Here is a 21,040-nt window from a genome sequence, read left to right as displayed (position 1 = left end):
GTGACGATATGGGGCAAAGATAAGCATTATATCTGATAATCCGCCCCGTTTTGAGAGATATATTCCACGAAGAACTATCTTCACGCAGTGAAGAACATCCGCCAAATCAAGGCAGAAACACCATTAAGAAACTTTAAGAAAATAATCAAGTTTGTTTACAAGAAGCTTTATCCGAGAAGACCGACAAAGGCTTACCGAGTCATCTTTTCATTCACTTCAACGGCTAAAGCCCGTCATATCAGCACGCAATATGATGCAGAACATCTTGTAACTTGACGCAGATTACACCGTGATTTGACGCAAATTACAACCTCTTTTCCTATAGATGACACGAAGATTTGCAAAAGAAAATGAAAAAAGGGAAAGCACTTGCCCACTTTCCCTACGGCAAAGATAATGGTTTTCAGAGGCGATTCCAAATCTAAGATGAAAGAAGTTTACAGATAAGGGAGACCTACCCCCGACCCCTCTGAGACCTACCCCCGACCCCTCCCCAAGGGAGGGGAGAGCTTCTTGCTGTCATTTTAAGCCATGAAGATAATATATGTCATGAACCATGAATGTTGAAATGCGAGGGTTAGGCAAAGTGATTATGGATTAACTCCACATTCTTTGCTTTGTATTCTTTATTTTAAGACTGCATTTTTTGCATTTTTATTTGGGTAAAGTTGCACTATTTTATAACTTTGTAGACATAAAACGAATAAACATACAGATAGATGAAAGTAAAGACAAGAAGATTAGAAGCGTTGAAAGTCCTTATCTCAAGCACTGAACTCAGTAGTCAGGAGGAGGTGCTTCAAGCGCTGAGAAAAGAAGGTTTCACCTTGACACAGGCAACTTTGAGCCGCGATCTGAAACAACTGAAAGTAGCTAAAGCGGCCAGCATGAACGGCAAATATGTCTATGTGTTGCCTAATGAAACCATGTATAAGCGCATTCATAAGCCCATCTCTCCATTAGAAATGCTGCAGACTCCCGGCTTTATTTCCATTAATTTCTCGGGCAACATAGGTATTATCAAGACGCGCCCAGGCTATGCAAGCAGCATTGCTTACAACATAGATGCCAGCAATCTTCCCGAAATATTGGGTACAATTGCCGGTGATGACACTATCGTTATCGTCATCAAGGAAGGCGTAAGCCACGAAGAAGTGACCGAAAGTCTGGGGCAACTGATGCCGGGATATTAAAAAGTGACGCATAATTTATAATGTATAATGCATCATTAAGAAATGTTTACCCCTATCTTTTTCAACCTTAATTGCAACTTCTTGTATGCAGAGTTGCGTCTAAAGCATGAGTTATGAATAATAAGACAGAAATTAAAATAAATGCATATGGAAAATAGGAAAAGATTAGTGCGCTCTTCATCTGACAGATGGATTGCCGGAATATTAGGAGGAATAGCGGCTTATATGGGCTGGGATACGGCATTGCTTCGCATCGCCTATCTGCTGTTGACGCTGTGCAGCGTGGGATTTCCAGGCTTCATAGCCTATATTATCCTGTGGATTTGCATGCCACAAGATACAAACGAACAAATATAAGCAGGCATAATAGCTGACACATTAAATGAGAAGGCAAGATGCTGCACAAACAAATAGGGTTTGTGCAGCATTTTTTAGTTTATTAAGAGTATGTCGAAATAAAAGCCAAACAAAAAGTAACAGTCAGAAAACTTTTCGTAACTTTGGCAATAAGAAAATAAATAAAACGTTCAAAAATGGAAGAATCTATCAAACAAATTGGCGAGCGCCTGCGTGGTCTTCGCGATGTTCTTGACATTCCTGCAGAGGAAGTTGCCGAACTTTGCGGCATCTCCTTAGACCATTATCTCAAGATAGAAGCGGGCGAAGCAGACCCCTCTGTATACCGACTTTCAAAGATATCAAAACGCTACGGCATTTCACTTGACGTGCTTCTCTTTGGAGAAGAACCGCGAATGAGCCGCTACTATCTCACTCGTGACGGTCAAGGACCGGAGATAGACCGCGGTGATAAATATCAATATCAGACCTTGGCAGGTGGTTTCAGAGGTCGAAAGATGGACCCATTCCTCGTGATTGTCGACCCACTTCCGGCCGGGAAGCGATACAGCAAGAATACGCATGACGGCCAAGAAGTGGATTATATCCTCGAAGGAACATTGGAACTGACGATTGACGACAAAGTACTTGTGCTGAAAAAAGGCGATTGCATCTATTTCGATGCAACCATTCCACATTGCATGAACGCCCTGAATGGGAAGCCAGCCAAGTTTTTATGTGTAGTAAATTAAAAGAGAGACTTATGTTAGAACGATTTTTAACGCAGACAAACTTTACTTCGGAGGAAGACTATGCACGGCATCTGCATTTCAAAATACCCGAGAATTTCAACTTCGCTTATGATGTAATGGATGCTTGGGCAACGGAAGAACCCGACAAAGTTGCACTGCTCTGGGCCAGTGAACGGGGCGAAGAAGTGAGCACAACCTATAGGGAATTCAAGGAACAAACCGACCAAACAGCTGCTTATTTCATGCAGCTTGGCATCAAACATGGCGACAAAGTGATGCTCATTTTGAAGCGTCATTATCAGTGGTGGCTATCTATGATGGCCCTTTGTAAGATTGGGGCAATAGCTATTCCCGCTACACATATGCTGACAGCTCACGACATCGTGTATCGCAATCAGAGTGCAAGTGTGAAGGTTATCATCTGTGCCAACGACGAATATATCACCGAACAGATTGCCAAGGCCATGGCGGAAAGCCCCACAGTGAAAGCTTTGGTGGCCGTTAATGCCCTGTCGGAAACAGACAAACCTGTACCGAAAGGTTTCCATGATTGGCGCAAAGAATGGGATAAAGCACCTGCCTTTGTGCGCCCGGAGAACGTGAACACCAACGAAGATACAATGTTGATGTACTTCACCAGCGGTACAAGTGGCGAGCCAAAAATGGTTGCTCACGACTTCCTTTACGCTTTGGGGCACCTCACAACGGGTGTATATTGGCACAATCTCCATGCAAACAGCCTGCATCTTACAGTCGCTGATACGGGTTGGGGCAAGGCCGTTTGGGGCAAACTCTATGGACAATGGTTTGCAGGAGCAACCGTCTTTGTGTATGATCACGAAAAATTCACGGCCGAAAAGATTATGCAACAGATCGAGAAATACCACATTACATCGTTCTGTGCACCGCCAACCATCTATCGTTTCATGATCCGTGAAGACTTCTCTAAATACGATTTGAGTAGTCTTGAATGGTGTACTACGGCAGGAGAAGCCATGAATCCGTCGGTAGCAAATAGGTTTAAGGAACTCACCGGCATTACCATTTACGAGGGATTTGGCCAGACTGAGACCACAATGACACTTGGAACTTTCCCCTGGGTGAAGCCAAAACCCGGTTCAATGGGAAAGCCGAACCCGCAATACGACGTACGACTGCTGCGCCAAGACGGTACGGAATGCGAAGACGGTGAAAAGGGAGAGATCTGCATCCGCATAGGCGACAAGAAGCCACTCGGCCTGTTCAAAGGTTATTATCGCGATGAAGAAAAGACCAAGGAGGCTTGGCACGACGGCATTTATCATACAGGTGACATGGCATGGCGCGATGAGGAAGGTTACTTCTGGTTTGTAGGTCGCACGGATGATGTTATCAAAAGCTCGGGTTATCGTATTGGCCCATTCGAAGTTGAGAATGCACTGATGACGCATCCTGCCGTTGTAGAATGTGCCATTACAGGCGTTCCCGACCCTATCCGCGGTATGATTGTCAAGGCTACTGTCGTTCTTGCCGCTGAATATAAGGCCAAAGCAGACGACAATCTCGTGAAAGAACTGCAGAATCATGTAAAGCATGAGACCGCACCTTATAAGTATCCGCGAGTCATTGAGTTTGTAGATGAACTGCCGAAGACTATCTCCGGAAAGATCAGACGCGTTGAAATTCGCGAAAAAGATAATCAAAAGAAGCCATAAAATCAAGGAAAATGTGGAATTGATGCTCATCTGTCATTCCACATTTTCCATTTTCTACGAGGCCATTCTCTTTACAAACAGCCCCTCAGACATTGAAACTCTTATAGATTCTCCCCTTATAAGTATCGACACGAAGATTGATCATACAACCTTTCGGCAGTCGAGAAAGTGGGACACTGATAAAGCCTCGGCTTGAATAATACTGTGGCATACCTCCTTGATCGTGGTAGAGTGTGAGATCAAGTCGGCGGATTTCCCCATCCGTTACCAAGCTGTCAGTAGCTATCAAGCCGAAAGTATGGCCTTTCATTCCCTCTGTTTTCGCCCCCGTTTTCACGGAAAAGCCAATATTAACATAGCGATGATTACTGCTTAGCCATGCACTTTCAAAGATAACGGGATCGGTATGAACCTCACGGAACTTAGTAATCGGATGCCAAGACAGCACAGGAACCGGCACCAACCGTATGGCTTCAGTCGGTTTTCCAACCACTTTATTGTAATAAAGCAAGCCACGATAGGTTGCATTTGCCTGCTTAGCCCACTCTACCTGAAGTCTTGGAGAGAGCACAAGAGAGTCGCCCTCGTCGGTAACTGCACTTGAGATTTCATGGGCGGAAGCCGTATGTGCCTCCACAAAATCAGCCCGAAGATAAGAGTCTCTGCCGTCACCGCTCTCATAACTGTCATGAGAACAGGCACTCATCATAAGGCCCATGATGAGTGTCTCGAATGATATTCGCAAGAAACTGAAGCCTTTCATGCGCGGCTTACTTGCGGAAAGGAAGATGATTGAGCAGCGACTTCAGCTTGCCATTGCCGTTGATGGCGGCCAGATAGTTCTTTGCAGGATAAGCATACTGACTCAACAAGCAGGCCCGCAGATAGCGTTCGTCCTTGTTTTCGATATCAATCTTATCCAACTGTCCAAGCACATAATCCTCAAACTCCTTACGATTGGCCTCCGTATAATGGTCGGTATACATTTTCGTATCCTGTATCATGTCGAGCGCAATGTAGTTACATGGATACATACGATAACAGCGATGGATCTCCGTATCAATATGCGTTGCAATCTCATCAAAGAGCTTATTCTTCTGTTGTTCTTGGTCAACGGTCTGCAACCAGTCGTCAATACACGGTGCACATTCATAGTGAATATGTCCCTTGAAGCCCTTGATACCCGTCATCATACTTTCGATATCGTCCTCTGCAGTCTTCTTCCAGAAGGGCACATCACGCCGCAATTGATACTCACGGGCCTTGAGATAGTCACATGGATCATATTCATAAGAGATAGAAAGCGGCACGATATGGAGCTGCGTCAGACGCTCAATGATGGTTCCCTCGCCACCCATGGCCATCATTTTCAGGATAGCAGGCTGCGTAAGGTCGTTTGAATTCTTGGCACGTCCCTGTCGTTGTGCAATCCAAACATTCTCATTTTTCACGTTAATGGCAAAGTGGATATACTCTGACATGCGCTTGCTTGCCTTCAACATCTCCACAGAGTGAAGGGCCCGTTCAACGGTAAACGACTTGTTCACACGCACAAGATCTTTCACCCAAGGCAGTGTCAGCAGGTTGTCACCAATGGCGATTTCACAGGTAGTATCAAAGCCCACATCAATCAACAGCTTATCAAGGAAGGCCGAATCAAGCACGATATCACGATGATTGCTCACGAAAGTGTAGCGGTTCTTGATGTTGATGTTATAGGCATCCATGTCACAACCCAAGCTCTGCTTAACGACTAACTGCTGCAGGAAAGGGTAACAGAATGCCTTTTGGAATTCAAGATTCGTCTTGCATGCACGCATCTTGGCAGCAATATTGTCGAGTGGCACACCGGGATAAAGGTAAGCCAAGACCTTCTGGAATTGAGAATCACTCAATAACCTGTCGTAAACCTCGGGTAATTCCTCGGGTTCAAAAGGTCTGATACAATCAAACTCTGCTGGGATTTTCATAATATGTTTGTCTTTAAATTAAACGTCGTTAAATGTGCTGAAGCCCTGAAACAGAAGCTCCGGCGATAATAAGTTCGATGCCAAGTTCCTCAATGGAGCGGGCAACAGCAGGCGAAACATGGTTGTCAGTGATAATAGTATCAACGTCATCCATACCACAAATACGTGCAAAACCACGTCGGCCAAACTTGCTGGAGTCTGCAAGTACGACGGTTTTCTGTGCCGTACGTATCATCTTGCGGTTGAGTTCAGCCTCGCGCATGTCGGTAGTTGAAATACCAAAGTCAAGGTCTATGCCGTCAACTCCCAAGAAAAACTTACTGAACGAGCAGCTGTCAAGAATTCTTTCTGCATACTCTCCCACCACGGAAAGACTGCTATGGCGCACTACTCCGCCCAATTGTATGATGTCGATGTTCTCATTCTGGGCCAGCAACTCCGTGGCCTGAAGCGATGCAGAGACTGCCATCAGCTTGCCACTTGTGTGCAGATTGCGGGCCAAAGCATGGATTGTAGTGCCCGAAGCCAAGAGAATAGAGTCACAAGGCACGACAAGTTGGGCCGCTTCCATACCGATAAGCTGCTTCTCTTCAGCGTTCAAGCTCTCTTTCTCGTTGACCGAACGGTTGTTGGCAAAAGGATTAATGAGGATAGCCTTACCGTGACTGCGATACAGTTTACCGCCTTTTTCCAACTCGGTAAGGTCTTTACGAATGGTTACAGACGACACATCAAGCAATTCTGCCAGTTCAGAAACCTGCACAGAACCCTGTTTCAAAAGTTGTTCTAAAATCGAGGTGTGGCGCTCTTCCTTAGTCATTGGCTGAAAATTTAATCTGATTATCCATTTGAGATAACTATACAAAGATAGACCTTTTCTTTTATATTGGTTCACGCGAGCATATGTTTTAACAAATTATTAACTAACAATACGCACCCACATAGCCACACGCTGAAACATAGATTGCAATCGCCTGCAGTATGAACCACAGGCAGTTGCATGATTTGCTCACTCTTCCTATCCTTCCTTTGCTTTGGAAAAGGGCCTCAACAACGATGCTACATACTGCGTCACAGCCTTATTTTACAGCAAAAGAGAACTGCTTCAACACGCTTTTCACTGTAAACATTCTTGCTCAAATTTAACACTTCATGGAGCCACCAAATAGAAATAAAAATCCGTTTTCAATGCCGATGTGCAGCCTTTGCACAGCTTCGACCACCTCATTTTTATCTTCTTGCGTTGCAATCTCAGTCACTTTACCATGCTTTCTGACTCAGATTACATCATAACTTCATGCAGATTGCAAGGTGATTTGACGCAAATTGCAGTGAATTTCAACGTAAATTCATTTCATCTTTTGTATTTAGTTTCACAATCATCTGATTGTCAATAAATTACAAACTGCCGAATTTCGGCACATATTTGAAGTGAGAAGGAGTTCCTTCTTGAATTTACAAATCTGACAACTCAAATTGTAAATGTTTGTGATAAGAATTAACATATATCTTGCCAAAGGCGAATATGCACAGAGACCTACTGCGAAGAGGCCTGCGACAACCCTGCCATGACGTGCCTTTTATATTTTTTTTCCGCCCAAAGAAAATGTAAGGCATCATATTCTTCAGCATCAATTAAACTGCAATCTGCCACATCTTAAACCGCACTCAAAAACAGTTCTTCATCTCACATCCTGCAAATCATCCTGCATCTATTTCATAACGAAACATTATTTTCTTTTTTATTTATTCTCCATTAGATATATCTTCGTTTCAAAACTAAATATCTTCACAAATCAATATATTCTTCAATACAAGATTAATTCAATTTAAGGAAATTATTCAATAACACAGTAAACAAAATAAAATTAAGCTATTTAATACGTAATAAAAGTTAAATAAACAGCAAATACAGGCGTAAGTTTTGAATTACCAGAAATAAAAACTATTTTTGTTGCGTTATGAAAGCTTTTCAATATCATACAAAAGACATCATGAGTGAATAAGAGCTATAAAACCATACGATACAGACGAAACTCTATTTCCTATCCAAAACTATGAATAAAGAACAACATACAACCTATGATGTAATCGTTATCGGCGGCGGAATCACCGGAGCTGGTGTGGCAAGAGATTGTGCCATGCGAGGACTGAAGGTGCTTCTCGTTGAGAAATACGATTTGACCAATGGTGCAACCGGGCGCAACCACGGTCTCTTGCACAGTGGAGCGCGCTATGCAGTGACCGACAGAGAGTCGGCAACAGAGTGCATTCAGGAGAATATGACACTGCGAAAGATTGCGCGTCATTGTGTAGAAGAGACCGATGGTCTGTTCATTACGCTGCCCGAAGACGACATTCTGTATCAGCAAACCTTTGTAGATGCGTGCCGAAACGCAGGTATTCGCGCTGATATTATTGACCCGAAAGAGGCCATCCGATTGGAACCGGCAGTCAACCCAACGCTGATTGGTGCGGTTAGAGTGCCGGATGCCTCGATAGATCCATTCAGATTGACTGCTGCCAACGTGCTCGATGCACGTTTGCATGGCGCAACTGTGCTCACCTATCACGAGGTAACACGACTCATCATCAACAATGGCAGGGTGGAAGGTGTCGTGATGCGCGACAACATCACAGGCGAAATGCAGGAAGCCCACGCTCAACTTACAATCAATGCTGCAGGTATCTGGGGGCACTTGATTGCTGAAATGGCCGATGTTCCATTGAATATGTTCCCCGCAAAAGGCTCATTACTCATCTTCGGACACCGTGTCAATCAGATGGTTATCAACCGATGTCGCAAGCCGGCCAATGCCGACATTCTCGTTCCCGACGATGCAGTTTGCGTGATTGGAACGACCAGTGACCGCGTCTCCTACGACGTTATAGACCATCTGAAGGTTACTCCTGAAGAAGTAGATATATTGATTAGCGAAGGCGAAAAACTTGCACCGGCGCTTGCAACGACCCGAATTCTGCGGGCTTATGCCGGTGTCCGTCCGCTTGTTGCTGCCGACAACGACCCCTCCGGGCGTAACATCAGCCGAGGTATCGTGTTACTTGACCACGAAAAACGCGACGGATTGGGCGGCTTCATCACGATAACGGGCGGCAAGATGATGACTTACAGGCTCATGGCAGAGCTTGCAACCGACCTCGCATGCAAGAAGTTGGGAGTCAACAAGGCCTGCGAAACCGCAGAAAAGCCATTACCCGGCTCGGAAGAAGAATGCTCAAAGAAAGGTCTTTCGACAGAACGGCTCGCCGAAGAGGGGCGTCATGGCACGCTGGCATCGCTCATCCCAGACGATACAATCATGGATAAGGCATTGGTTTGTGAATGTGAAGAGGTGAGCGTTGGCGAGATGAAGTATGCTGTCGACAAGCTTCATGTGAAGAATCTCATTAATATGCGCCGTCGCACTCGCGTCAGTATGGGTACCTGTCAGGGCACACTTTGCGCCTGTCGTGCCGCATGTGTGCTCTGCAATCTTACTCAAACAGATGCCAAGAAAAGCCAGGCTGACCTTGCTTCTGTAATGGCTGAGCGCTGGAAAGGCATGCGCCAGGTGGCTTGGGGAGACACTTTGAAGGAGTCACAACTCATGTCTATGGTCTACGAAGGACTCTGCGGACTGAACCAGAGGACTGGAAAAGGAAAGGAGATTGCAAGATGAAATTCGATACAATAATAATAGGTGGCGGTCTTAGTGGATTGACTTGTGCCGCCATGCTCGTCAAAAGCGGTCATAAAGTGGGGCTTGTGACGGCCGGACAAAGCACTTTGCACTTCAATTCCGGCTCATTTGAACTGTTAGGATGCAACAAGGGAGAGGCTGTAGAGAAGCCTTTGGAAGCGATAAAGCAATTAGATGAGGGCCACCCCTACTGCAAAATCGAGGGCGAAAAGCTTGAAACCTATATCGAAGAAGCCGAGAACCTGCTTGCAGAAGCAGGCTTGAAACTGAAAGGGAACAAGGAAAAGAACCATCTTCGCCTATCTCCTATCGGCACGACACAACCTGCATGGCTCACCCTCGAAAACCTTCTTACCCTTGAAACTGCAGAGGAATTGAAGGGCAAGAAGCTGCTTTTGGCCAACATAGAAGGCTTTTTAGACTGGCCCGTTCCCTATCTTTCAGACAGCTTGCAGACGATGGGAGCCAACGTGAAAGAAGCCACTTTCACCACCAAGGAATTAGAGTTCGCCCGCGAAAGTCCTACAGAAATGCGTGCCACCAACATCGCCAAATATCTCAGTAAGCCACAGCATGTGACCGATGTTGCCCACGAAATCAACCGCATAGCCACTGACTTCGATGCGGTTTTGTTGCCTGCTGTGCTTGGACTGACCAGTGATGATGCGGTCAAATTACTGCGCAAATCCATTCATACGCCTATAGAATTCGTGGCAACCATGCCTCCTTCGGTACCCGGTATATATATCCAAAACAAGCTACGTGCCTTCATTCAAGAGCACGGAGCAGTGATTTTGAACAGCGACACGGTAGACAATGGCATTTTTGAAGACGGCAAACTCACGGCCATCACAACCGAGAAGTTAGAAGAAACACGCCTTACGGCCGACCAATATGTATTGGCCACAGGCTCATTTATCAGCGGGGGACTCGTTTCCAACTATCTCAAGGTGAGCGAACCTGTCTTCAATCTTGACGTAGAAGCTACTGAAAACCGCGAACAGTGGACATCAGAATATCTCTTCGATGAACAGCAATATATGGCGTTTGGCGTAAAGACTGACGATGATTTCCACACGATAAAAGACGGAAAGACCATAGAAAATCTCTTTGCCATTGGCTCTGTTTTGAGCGGTAACAACAGCATCAAGCAAGCCAACGGCACGGGAGTATCCATGCTCACGGCTATCGCTGTGGCACACCATATCCTAAATAAATAACACTATGCAAGCCAGAATACAACTTAAAAATATCAGCCAACATGAATTGGAACAATGTATGAAATGTTCCATTTGCACGGTATATTGCCCTGTTTCGGCTGTCGAACCGAAATATCCCGGGCCGAAACATGCGGGGCCAGACCTTATGCGTTACCGCATGAAAGACGCTGATTTCTTCAATGAGAACCTGAAGATGTGTCTCAATTGCAAGCGCTGTGAGGTTGCCTGTCCAAATGGAGTGAAGATTGGAGACATCATCCAAGAGGCCCGCATCAAATACAGTACGCATAGTCCTTCGCTGCGTGATCGCATGCTTGCCAACACAGATTTCGTCGGAACAATGGCCACTATGGTGGCTCCGGTGGTGAATTTCTCATTGGGATTGAAGCCTGCAAAGATGGTTCTTCATTCGGTAATGGGCGTTGACAAGCACCGAACTTTCCCCGCATACAGCAGTCAGAAGTTTGAAACCTGGTTCAAGAAAGAAGCTGCCGACAAGCAGAAAGCATTCTCAAAGTTTGTGAGTTACTTCCACGGTTGCTATGTCAACTACAACTATCCACAGCTCGGCAAGGACTTGGTAAAGATATTAAATGCCTGCGGATACGGCGTTCATCTGCTTGAAAAGGAGAAATGTTGCGGCGTTGCACTTATTGCCAACGGCCTTTCCAAACAGGCAAAGCGGCAAGGAGAGGCTAATATGAACGCCATGCGGCAATCTATCAAGAACAACGATGAAGCCATTGTGACGACCAGTTCGACCTGTACGTTCACCATGCGTGACGAATATAAGCACCTCCTTGAGATTGACAACGAAGACGTGAGAAGCAGTCTGATGCTGGCAACTCGCTTCCTTTACAATCTCATCAGCAACGGGAAGATACGTCTCTCCTTTAGAAAGGACTTTCAAAAGAGGGTTGCTTATCACACAGCATGCCACATGGAGCGCATGGGATGGGTCATCTACAGCACTGAACTGCTGAAAATGATTCCAGGACTCGACCTGATCATGCTCGAAAGTCAGTGCTGCGGAATAGCCGGAACCTATGGTTTCAAGAAAGAAAACTACGAGCGTTCGCAGAAGATTGGCGAGAGTCTGTTCGACAACATCAATAAAGTTGCTCCCGATTGTGTTTCTACCGACTGCGAAACTTGCAAGTGGCAGATTGAGATGTCAACCCAATACAAGGTCATTAACCCAATCTCTCTCATTGCCGAAGCCCTTGATGTAGAGGCCACTCAACAGCTCAATGCCTGAAAACCATGGCCTTCTGAAGTTCCTTACGCCGTCAATCACCCCCACAAGGGTATAAGTGTGGCAACCTCATCAGGCAGGCGTTGTCAGCGAATTTATATCTCGTTGAATTTCAACGGCTTACATCATACATTTCAACTTGCATCAAATGACGCTGTGATTTGCGTCAAATGACGGGGTAAAATGCGTCAAATCAGCGGCTCATCTGCGTCAAATCAGAAGCTCAAATGCGTCAAATCAGGAAACCACTGAATTTGAGTTCATACCTCGTTGATTATCAAACAATTAGAGACAAGCATACAGTTATCATGAAGAATAACGTATTCTGCGAATTAAAATGAGGTGACAAGCTGTAGAACTTGCCACCTCATTTCTCTTGACAACCTGCATCTGAGCAGTGAATATGCTTAGAATTGGTTCTCAACAATATCGCTCAGCACGTCTTTTATATCAAGACCTGCAGCGCGAACCTGCTGGGGAATGAAGCTCGTGGCGGTCATTCCGGGAGTGGTGTTGATTTCAAGCATGTTGACAACATCGTTTCCTTCAGCATCCTTTGAAATGATATAGTCGATGCGGATGATGCCATTGGCATGCAGGATATCGTAAATACGACTGGTTTCGGCAGCCACTTTAGCCGCTGTTTCCTTGCTGAGGCGGGCCGGAGTAATTTCTTGAACCTGTCCATTATACTTGGCATCGTAGTCGAAGAACTCATTCTTTGTCACCACTTCTGTTGCAGGAAGCACCACTTCCTTATCGTGGGTCTTATAGATACCCTGTGAGATTTCAACACCATCAAGGTAGCCTTCTATCATCACTTCATTGCTTTCCATAAACGCAACGCGCAAAGCGGGAGCCAATTGGTCGGCATTCTTCACCTTTGAAACCCCGAAACTGCTGCCGTCAGCAGAAGGTTTTACGAAGCAAGGCATGCCTAATCGCTTTTCAATCTGCTCCTCATCATAGTCTTCTCCACGGCGAAGCAGGATGCTGTCTGCCACGCGAACTCCGAAACCACGCAGGTAGTTGTTGAGCACATACTTATCAAATGTCATGGCTTCGACCAACACTCCGCTCGTTGAATAAGGCAGATGAATGAGGTCGAAATATCCCTGCATGACGCCATTCTCACCAGGTTGTCCGTGGATGGTGATGTAGGCATAATCAAAGAAGACCGTTTTCCCGTTATGCTTGAACGAGAAGTTGTTCTTGTCAATGGCTGCCGTAGCACCATCACTAAAGTTGACATGCCAGTCAGTTCCTTTCACATCAACGATATAGACATTGTATTTCTCCTTGTCGAAAAAGGAATAAAGTCCCTGTGCAGAGCGCAAGGAAACGTCGTGTTCCGATGAATCGCCACCGCAAACGATAGCTATGTTTCTCCTTAAATTTTCCATAATTTATATTGATTACCTATTATTCAGCAAATGTGTCCTGCGTAGTTCCGCTGATATAACCACGCCATTTTGCAATGAGTTGACTGAAATCATCGGGCCATTCGGAGTCGAAATCCATCTGACGGCCTGTTGAGGGGTGGACAAAACCCAAGGTCTTGGCATGCAAGGCCTGGCGTGGGCAGAGCTTGAAGCAGTTCTGAATGAATGCTTTATAAGTGCTGCTGCGTTGTCCGCGCAATACCTGTTCGCCTCCATATGTGGCATCTGCAAAGAGCGGATGACCGATATGCTTCATATGTGCACGTATCTGATGCGTGCGACCTGTCTCAAGTATGCACTCCACGAGCGTTGTATAGCCAAAGCGTTCGATAACGCGATAGTGGGTAACTGCATTCTTTCCGATGCCACTGTCGGGCGAAAAGACTTTCATGCGCAGTCTGTTCTTGGGGTCACGGGCTATGTTTCCCTCGATAGTTCCCTCGTCGTCAATGAGGTTTCCCCATACCAAGGCGTTGTAACTACGGTGGGTTGACTTGTTGAAAAACTGTTTTCCAAGTGCTGACTTGGCATCAGCAGTCTTGGCTACGACAAGGAGTCCGCTTGTATCTTTATCGATACGGTGAACCAACCCAACCTCCGGATCGTTGGCATCAAAGCTTTCCAAATCTTTCAAATGCCATGCCACAGCATTGATAAGCGTTCCCGTGAAATTACCTGCACCGGGATGTACCACCATGCCGGCCTGCTTGTTGATAACCATGAGAACGTCGTCTTCATAGACGATATCAAGCGGAATATCTTCTGCAACGATACTTGTGTCGTGCTTAGGACGGTCGAGCATCAGCGTGATAACATCTCCCGGGCGTACCTTGTAGTTGCTCTTTACGGGCTTATCATTCACGTGGATGAAGCCCGAATCGGCTGCCTGCTGGATGCGGTTACGGCTCTGATAAGGGTTCTTCTCGGCCAGAAACTTGTCAATGCGCACGGGAGTCTGCCCCATGTCCACCTCAACTTTCCAGTGTTCAAAGAGTTGTTGTTCATCCGTTTCGAGGTCTTCTATGTCGTAATTCAGCACTTCTGCCATATCAATTCCTTTCAATAGACTTTTCTCATTCACTGCTGCTATGCCCCTTGGCAGGTTCTTTTGCATCGGGCCCTGACACTACTTCAAATTCGTCTACGTCTCCTTTATCCTCCGGAGTGTCTTCTACCGCAGGATCAACATAGTCAATGGAGTCATCGGCACTGCGCATACCATTGCCTACCTGTATGACAAGTGCGGCCTCAACCGACACTTTATCGCCCGCAACAACATGCCTGCCATTGACCAAAATGCCATAGACCCAGTCTCTTTCTCCGGGAATATACTGCGGAGTTTCAAGATGAAAGCCCATTGCTGTAAGCTTAGCCATGGCCTCACGAAGTGAGCAGTTGTCAATGACATCAGGGATAGTCATGGTGGGAGAATGCGGAGAATTGATCGTCACATAAATGATATGACCCGACTTCACACGTTCTCCCGGGACAAGAGATTGCTCAAGAATGCAATCTGCAGGAAGGCTTTTCACATAGCCGGTATCAACGACCTGGAGTTCAAGACCAAGGCTGTTAAGAATATGTTCAGCATCAGCGAGCTGCTTATGTCTGAGATTTGGAATGGGAATAGACTCTCCGTGATGCGTATAAAGATCAAGTCCGAACTTCACTCCAAGGCAAAGTAAGACCACTACGGCAGCCATGGCAATGAGGTTTTTCCATAGATACCAGCTCTTGAATTTATTCAGGAAATCCGACGACTTCATCTTGATTACGTTGTTTTCTTATGCTGCAAAGGTAAGATAATCCCCTTGAAATACAAAATAAAAAACACAAAAAGCAGCAAGGAACAGACTTCCTTGCTGCTTTTTGCTGCCTTCTTTACGTTCTACAACGGATTATTTTCCGTGGTTTTCATCAGAGACAGTTAACTTCTTTCGACCGTGGGCACGACGTGAAGCCAATACACGACGACCATTCTTCGTTGCCATTCTTTCACGGAAACCATGCTTGTTTACACGACGACGATTGTGAGGCTGAAATGTTCTTTTCATTTTCTTACTTATTTATTTTTGTTATTAATTCGCTGATAATGCCCTGTGTGGAATCCTAATCTGTAACGTACAATACTCCCACTTTGGGCTGCAAAATTACTCATAATTTTCGAATTACCAAAGAATTAAATGAATTTTCAGTAACGATTTGATGTTTTTTTATAAAAATATAGTAACTTTGCAAGCGTTAAATTCAGTACTTCTGGATTTGCATTTCAAACGAGATAACAATAAACATTCAATGATATAACAATGATTAATTCACAGGAAATTAAAATCGGAACTTGCATCCGAATGGATGGTGGCATTTGGAAGTGCATCGATTTCCAGCACCGTAAGCCAGGAAAAGGCAACACTGTAATGAACACCAAGCTTAAGAATGTTGCCGATGGCCGTGTACTTGAGCGTACATTCCAGGTGGGTTTTAAGCTTGATGACGTTCGCGTGGAGCATCGTCCTTACCAGTATCTCTACGAAGATCCTACTGGATACATCTTCATGAACCAGGAAACTTTCGAGCAGATTCCAATCAACAAGGAGCAGATAACAGGTGTGGAATTCATGAAAGAAGGTGACATCGTTGACGTTGTTACCGACACTACAGACGGTACAATCCTGTCTGCTGAGATGCCGGTGAAGACCACCTTGAAGGTCGTTCACAGCGAACCTGGCATCAAAGGCAACACAGCAACCAATGCAACAAAGCCTGCGACATTAGAGAGTGGCGTTGAAATTCGCGTGCCTCTCTTTATCAATGAGGGTGAGACTATCCAGGTAGATACCCGTGACGGCAGCTATCTTGGTCGCATTTCAGAATAGAACAACAAGAAGTTTACCCAAGTCTATCCACGTGATATTCGTGGGTAGGCTTTTTCATTTCCATTAAATCGTCCTTACTATGAAATACTCTGTCATTGTTCCTGTATTCAACCGACCCGATGAAGTGGCCGAACTTTTAGAGAGTCTCACCGTGCAATCATTCACTGATTTCGAGGTGATTATCGTGGAAGACGGTTCAAAAGAGCCATGCGAAACAGTGTGCAAGCAATACGAAAAGCAGCTTGACATCAAGTATTTCATGAAAGAAAACAGTGGCCCGGGACAGAGTAGAAACTACGGGGCAGCACGTTCTGAAGGCGAATATCTATTGATTCTCGACAGCGATGTGGTGCTTCCTGCGGGCTATATAGCCGCCATCGATGAGGAATTGCAACGCGAACCGGCCGATGCTTTCGGCGGTCCGGACCGGGCACATGAGTCGTTTACCGACACACAGAAGGCCATATCCTACTCCATGACAAGTTTCTTCACGACGGGAGGTATACGCGGTGGCAAGAAGAAACTCGACAAATTCTATCCCCGTTCGTTCAATATGGGCATCCGTCGTGACGTATATGAACGTCTTGGAGGCTTCAGCAAGATGCGTTTCGGCGAAGATATTGACTTCAGTATCCGTATATTCAAGGCAGGATGTTCATGCAGATTGTTCCCCAAAGCATGGGTATGGCACAAGCGACGCACCGACTTTCGCAAGTTCTGGAGACAGGTGTACAACAGTGGTATTGCCCGTATTAACCTCTATAAAAAATATCCCGAGAGTCTGAAACTCGTGCACTTACTCCCTATGGTGTTTACCGTGGGCTGCGCTTTATTAGCATTCTTATTCCTATTGGGCATTCTGTTATTCTTCATTCTGCCGTCCGGCATGATGCAAGCCGTGGGACTCGGTCTTTCCATTCTTGCCCTTCAACCACTCATTCTCTATAGTTTTCTCATCTTTGCTGATGCCACTTCAAAAAACCACAATGCCAAGATTGGTTTGCTTAGTGTGGCATCTGCCTTCATTCAACTCATCGGCTATGGCTGCGGTTTCATTGAAGCCTGGTGGAAACGCTGCGTGAAAGGCAAGGACGAATTCAGCGCTTATCAAAGCAACTTCTATAAGTAAGCGTCTATCCTACCCCCTCCAAGGAGGAGAATTACCATACAAAGCGCTGCCTACAGCAATGTATTCTACATTTAATATGGCAGAGAATAATAAATGAAATAACCATGGAAGCAGAATTGAACAACACTTATAAGAGTATCGTTCATTGGGCAGAAGAAGATCGACCGCGTGAGAAATTAGAGCGACTTGGCCCTTCTGCCTTGAGCAACGCAGAGCTTTTAGGCATTCTTATCGGTAGCGGGACACCGAATGAGAGTGCAGTTGACCTAATGAAACGCATCATGATGGACTGCAACAACAACCTGAATACACTTGGAAAGCTAAGCATCCGGCAGTTGGAACAATATAAAGGTGTGGGACCGGCAAAGGCTATAACCATCCTCGCGGCCTGCGAATTAGGGAAGCGGAGAGCCATGGAAAAGGCAGAAGAACGCCAGTCTATCGACTCTTCGAAAGCCATTTACGAGTATCTCCACCCGCGAATGCAGGACTTAGATGTAGAAGAAGCATGGGTGATGCTGCTCAACCAGCACTACAAACTCATTAAAGCACTGCGCATCAGTCATGGAGGAATCAGCGAAACAGCTGTCGATGTGCGCATCATTCTGAAAGAAGCTTTGCTCTGTAATGCCACAGTTTTAGCCTTAGCTCATAATCATCCGAGCAACCATGCACAACCCAGTGGTCCCGATGACCAACTCACACAGCGCGTAAAAAAAGCCTGCGAAGCCCTCCGCATCTACTTTCTCGACCACGTCATCATTACAGATGGCACCTATTATTCATATCATGACAGTGGAAGACTATAACTTTTTCAATACTCCAAAAACAAAGGAATATATCTTTTCGAGTTAGTTATTGTTTGATAAAACGGACGATATCTTCCAGCACCTCGGGAGAAATGGTTTCTTCTATCATGCGATATTCCGACACATTTCCCGTCGTACAATGCTGGAAAAGATGATTAAGAGCCGGATATTCCTTAACGAAATTCTTCGGATTTTCAGTCAGATGAGCCTTAATTCCAATAAGGTTAAGCGATGAAATCACCTGAACATCACGCTCCCCATTTATGGCCATGACAGGACAAAGCGTTTTTGATATATCGCCGGACGGGTCATAATCCATGAAGAAATTCAGCCAAGGAGACTTCTTCATATAGGCATTCACACGGTATTGCAAGGTAGACAATCGCGTAGGTTGCCCCGAGAGTTCCAGCAATCTGTTGGCCTGTGCCGTGAGTGCAGTATCACCTCGCACTCCAATTCCAGCCATACTGATGACAAAGTCAACCTTTCCTTTCGCACCAAGCATGAAGGCTATCGAGCCACCTTCACTATGTCCGAGCACACCTACTTTGCTGAAGCATTTTAATGTGTGTAGAAATTCAATGCCACTTGCAGCATCCCGCGCGAAATCAGCTGTCGTTGCATGCTTCACATCGCCCCCTGTTGACTTGCCAAAGCCACGGTCATCGTAGCGCAAAGAAGCCACACCATGCCGTGCCAGATAATCAGCTATCACGAGAAATGGCTTATGTCCGAAGATTTCTTCATCGCGGTTTTCCTGTCCGCTGCCTGTAACCATCAACACAACAGGCGTTTTTCCTTTCTTATAATCTATTGGATACGACAGTGTTCCGACAAGCGTTGCCTTATCGGTCACATTTGTAAACGTCACTTCTTCTGTCTTATAAGGAAACGGTTCCATTGGATTTTGCGGACGATTCAACGTTTCTTCGCCACGCTTCAACGTTAATGGAAACGCCGACCCCTGCATAAACGTTCCGACAATCTCGTCGCCTTTCAACCTGCCTTGATAGCTGAGACCTAACTGTTCAAGGCTGACACTGATAGAATCTGCCGAGCAATAATCGCTCTTTACAGGTATATTCATGGCTCCCTGGTCTGGACTGTCGAGCGAACACACCGCATTTCCCGAAGTCTCATGCGCCACATGCAACACGAGAGTCAATGTCTGCGGACCGACATTCAACTTGCCTGTCCACACACCATCCATGGCATGCTGAGCTGAAACACCGAAAAACGGGCATAAAAGACAAAGCAATAGAAGCGCCTTCTTCATCATATCAAAGTTTAATTACAAGTAAATACTGCTGAAACTATACCATCAACACGATAAAGTTCTATGCACACAGAGCACTCTAAAAGTTCAACTTAAGCTGTCAGAACTTTGATTCGCCCTCCACATATTCACCCAAAAACAGATGTTCTCCATCGAAAACGGCATATGTGAACTGCCAAATCCAGTCACCAAGTATCAGCATACGCGTGCTTTTATCAATGGGAAGGTCGAGTTCTATGTGGCGATGTCCGAAGAGAAAATAATCAATATTCGGATGAGAGCGCTTGTAGTCGCGGGCGAACCTCACGAGAAATTCCTTGTCTTCTCCCATGAAAGGAACTTCCTTTCCGTCTGCTCTCTTCAGCCGACTATGCTTGGCCCAGTTCAGTCCTAAAGCCATTCCCCAGCGTGGATGAACGAAGTTCAGCAGGCGCTGGCACGTGCGGTTATGAAACAGTTTACGTAAGATTTTAAACTTATTGTCGGGATCTCCCAATCCATCTCCATGCGCCAAGAAGAACACCTTGCCATAGATTTCGGTCGTCACAGGCGCTTTATGCACGATAACTCCACACTCTTCTTCCAGATAACCATAAGTCCACAAGTCGTGATTACCCGCAAAGAAATGCACTTCCACGCCGTTATCAGTCAGCTCGCTAAGCTTTCCCAAGAAGCGGGAATAGCCTTTCGGCACCACATAACGATACTCATTCCAGAAATCAAACATATCTCCGAGCAGATAAACTGCCGAAGCCTTTTCCTTGATACTGTCGAGAAAGCGCACCAATCGCCGCTCCTGCGTGCGGCCATGAGGTATTGCCAACGAGCCCAAATGGGCGTCACTCAAGAAATAAACGTTTTTACCCATTTAATCAAATCCAAGTTCTACACGTGCTTCTTCGGTCATCATGCTCTGGTCCCATGCGGGTTCGAACACCAAATTCACATTGGTTGAAACCACACCTTCCACGCTGTCAACCTTCGTACGCACGTCTTCCAAAATGAAATCTGCTGCCGGACAATTCGGTGCAGTGAATGTCATGTCAAGGTCAACGCAGCCGTCTTCCTTCACATCTATCTTGTAGATCATGCCCAAATCCCAGATGTTCACGGGGATTTCCGGGTCATAAACCGTTTTCAGTACATCGACAATACGTTCTTCTATCCGTGTTTTCTCTTCCTGTGTCATATTCCTATATTTATATTGCAAAGATAACAAATAAAATGAAACAAACAGATTTCACTTATATAAAAATGAGAAATAAAGGACAAGACGTGAGAGATAAGGCGGTATTTCACTCCCAGAACAAACGCCAACAAATAAAAAAGGAGAAACTATTTGCCTCTCCTTTTGGAATGATGAGTCGGGATTAGGCGACATTTCGCACAC

At 45.6% G+C, this 21,040-nt stretch carries 21 protein-coding genes; 11 read left to right on the top strand and 10 right to left on the bottom strand.

Features of this window, described 5'->3' with window-relative positions; genetic code table 11:
- The first annotated feature begins 719 nt into the window (after window positions 1-719).
- The 4 genes from HMPREF2983_RS09880 (at window position 720) to HMPREF2983_RS09865 (ending at window position 3,975) form a co-directional block, all read left to right on the top strand.
- A complete protein-coding gene (locus tag HMPREF2983_RS09880) occupies window positions 720-1,193 on the top strand; it encodes an arginine repressor (protein ID WP_004373895.1) in 474 nt (157 codons plus the stop codon).
- A gap of 141 nt (window positions 1,194-1,334) precedes the next feature.
- Window positions 1,335-1,550, top strand: a complete 216-nt coding sequence (locus HMPREF2983_RS09875) for a PspC domain-containing protein (protein ID WP_004373889.1) — start codon at window positions 1,335-1,337, stop codon at window positions 1,548-1,550.
- Between the two features lie 176 nt (window positions 1,551-1,726).
- Window positions 1,727-2,281 (top strand): helix-turn-helix domain-containing protein, encoded by a 555-nt coding sequence (locus HMPREF2983_RS09870; RefSeq protein ID WP_070667988.1) that lies wholly within the window; start codon window positions 1,727-1,729, stop codon window positions 2,279-2,281.
- A gap of 11 nt (window positions 2,282-2,292) precedes the next feature.
- Entirely contained in the window at window positions 2,293-3,975 is a 1,683-nt protein-coding gene (locus HMPREF2983_RS09865) for an AMP-binding protein (RefSeq protein ID WP_070667986.1), read from the top strand.
- Window positions 3,976-4,060: 85 nt separating this feature from the next.
- Here HMPREF2983_RS09865 and HMPREF2983_RS09860 read toward each other — a convergent pair whose 3' ends face one another.
- Genes HMPREF2983_RS09860 through HMPREF2983_RS09850 form a run of 3 tightly spaced genes read right to left on the bottom strand, consistent with a single transcriptional unit; the run spans window position 4,061 to window position 6,765 of the window.
- Complete coding sequence (locus HMPREF2983_RS09860; RefSeq protein ID WP_070667985.1) at window positions 4,061-4,738, bottom strand: NigD1/NigD2 family lipoprotein; 678 nt, start codon at window positions 4,736-4,738, stop codon at window positions 4,061-4,063.
- A gap of 7 nt (window positions 4,739-4,745) precedes the next feature.
- Complete coding sequence (locus tag HMPREF2983_RS09855) at window positions 4,746-5,945, bottom strand: 1-acyl-sn-glycerol-3-phosphate acyltransferase (protein WP_004373881.1); 1,200 nt, start codon at window positions 5,943-5,945, stop codon at window positions 4,746-4,748.
- Window positions 5,946-5,973: 28 nt separating this feature from the next.
- Window positions 5,974-6,765, bottom strand: coding sequence for a DeoR/GlpR family DNA-binding transcription regulator (locus tag HMPREF2983_RS09850; RefSeq protein ID WP_004378012.1), 792 nt, complete (start codon window positions 6,763-6,765; stop codon window positions 5,974-5,976).
- 1,237 nt (window positions 6,766-8,002) lie between these two features.
- On the opposite strand from HMPREF2983_RS09850, the gene glpA reads away from it, so the two are divergent.
- From glpA to glpC, 3 genes are read left to right on the top strand one after another with little or no spacing between them, the layout of a single operon-like run.
- Window positions 8,003-9,625: an anaerobic glycerol-3-phosphate dehydrogenase subunit A gene (glpA, locus tag HMPREF2983_RS09845; RefSeq protein WP_070667983.1), complete on the top strand. Its 1,623-nt coding sequence runs from the start codon at window positions 8,003-8,005 to the stop codon at window positions 9,623-9,625.
- Complete coding sequence (gene glpB / locus HMPREF2983_RS09840) at window positions 9,622-10,866, top strand: glycerol-3-phosphate dehydrogenase subunit GlpB (RefSeq protein ID WP_070667981.1); 1,245 nt, start codon at window positions 9,622-9,624, stop codon at window positions 10,864-10,866. Before glpA ends, glpB begins: the two co-directional genes overlap by 4 nt.
- Window positions 10,867-10,870: 4 nt before the next feature.
- A complete protein-coding gene (gene glpC, locus HMPREF2983_RS09835) occupies window positions 10,871-12,124 on the top strand; it encodes an anaerobic glycerol-3-phosphate dehydrogenase subunit GlpC (protein WP_070667979.1) in 1,254 nt (417 codons plus the stop codon).
- A gap of 404 nt (window positions 12,125-12,528) precedes the next feature.
- On the opposite strand, the gene HMPREF2983_RS09830 is transcribed toward glpC, so the two are convergent.
- The 4 genes from HMPREF2983_RS09830 to rpmH all read right to left on the bottom strand — a co-directional run bounded on the left by HMPREF2983_RS09830 (window position 12,529) and on the right by rpmH (window position 15,617).
- On the bottom strand, window positions 12,529-13,524 hold the full coding sequence (locus tag HMPREF2983_RS09830; RefSeq protein WP_070667978.1) for a D-alanine--D-alanine ligase: 996 nt from the start codon (window positions 13,522-13,524) through the stop codon (window positions 12,529-12,531).
- Between the two features lie 19 nt (window positions 13,525-13,543).
- Entirely contained in the window at window positions 13,544-14,611 is a 1,068-nt protein-coding gene (locus tag HMPREF2983_RS09825; protein WP_070667994.1) for an RluA family pseudouridine synthase, read from the bottom strand.
- Between the two features lie 25 nt (window positions 14,612-14,636).
- Window positions 14,637-15,329 (bottom strand): PASTA domain-containing protein, encoded by a 693-nt coding sequence (locus HMPREF2983_RS09820; protein ID WP_004378017.1) that lies wholly within the window; start codon window positions 15,327-15,329, stop codon window positions 14,637-14,639.
- Window positions 15,330-15,461: 132 nt separating this feature from the next.
- Window positions 15,462-15,617 (bottom strand): 50S ribosomal protein L34, encoded by a 156-nt coding sequence (gene rpmH, locus HMPREF2983_RS13610; RefSeq protein ID WP_004378018.1) that lies wholly within the window; start codon window positions 15,615-15,617, stop codon window positions 15,462-15,464.
- A gap of 252 nt (window positions 15,618-15,869) precedes the next feature.
- Here rpmH and efp point away from each other — a divergent pair, with 252 nt between their 5' ends.
- From efp to radC, 3 genes are all read left to right on the top strand, one after another.
- A complete protein-coding gene (gene efp, locus HMPREF2983_RS09815) occupies window positions 15,870-16,436 on the top strand; it encodes an elongation factor P (RefSeq protein ID WP_070667976.1) in 567 nt (188 codons plus the stop codon).
- A 79-nt stretch (window positions 16,437-16,515) separates the two neighbouring features.
- Entirely contained in the window at window positions 16,516-17,565 is a 1,050-nt protein-coding gene (locus HMPREF2983_RS09810) for a glycosyltransferase (RefSeq protein ID WP_070667974.1), read from the top strand.
- 104 nt (window positions 17,566-17,669) lie between these two features.
- Window positions 17,670-18,374, top strand: a complete 705-nt coding sequence (gene radC, locus HMPREF2983_RS09805) for a RadC family protein (protein WP_004373845.1) — start codon at window positions 17,670-17,672, stop codon at window positions 18,372-18,374.
- A 46-nt stretch (window positions 18,375-18,420) separates the two neighbouring features.
- Here the strand turns inward: radC and HMPREF2983_RS09800 are convergent, their stop codons facing one another.
- The 3 genes from HMPREF2983_RS09800 to HMPREF2983_RS09790 form a co-directional block, all read right to left on the bottom strand.
- Entirely contained in the window at window positions 18,421-19,653 is a 1,233-nt protein-coding gene (locus tag HMPREF2983_RS09800) for an alpha/beta hydrolase (RefSeq protein ID WP_070667972.1), read from the bottom strand.
- A gap of 97 nt (window positions 19,654-19,750) precedes the next feature.
- Window positions 19,751-20,518, bottom strand: a complete 768-nt coding sequence (locus HMPREF2983_RS09795; RefSeq protein ID WP_004373841.1) for a UDP-2,3-diacylglucosamine diphosphatase — start codon at window positions 20,516-20,518, stop codon at window positions 19,751-19,753.
- Entirely contained in the window at window positions 20,519-20,839 is a 321-nt protein-coding gene (locus tag HMPREF2983_RS09790; protein ID WP_004373839.1) for an iron-sulfur cluster assembly protein, read from the bottom strand. It lies immediately after the preceding gene.
- Window positions 20,840-20,874: 35 nt separating this feature from the next.
- On the opposite strand from HMPREF2983_RS09790, the gene HMPREF2983_RS14050 reads away from it, so the two are divergent.
- Complete coding sequence (locus HMPREF2983_RS14050; RefSeq protein ID WP_168166209.1) at window positions 20,875-21,024, top strand: hypothetical protein; 150 nt, start codon at window positions 20,875-20,877, stop codon at window positions 21,022-21,024.
- Window positions 21,025-21,040 lie beyond the last annotated feature (16 nt).

Origin of the sequence: Prevotella sp. HMSC077E09 (assembly GCF_001814685.1) — a bacterium.
Classification (GTDB): Bacteria; Bacteroidota; Bacteroidia; order Bacteroidales; family Bacteroidaceae; genus Prevotella; species Prevotella oris.
The sequence above is the reverse complement of the archived record's forward strand: the minus strand, read 5'-3'. Positions and strand labels throughout refer to the sequence as shown.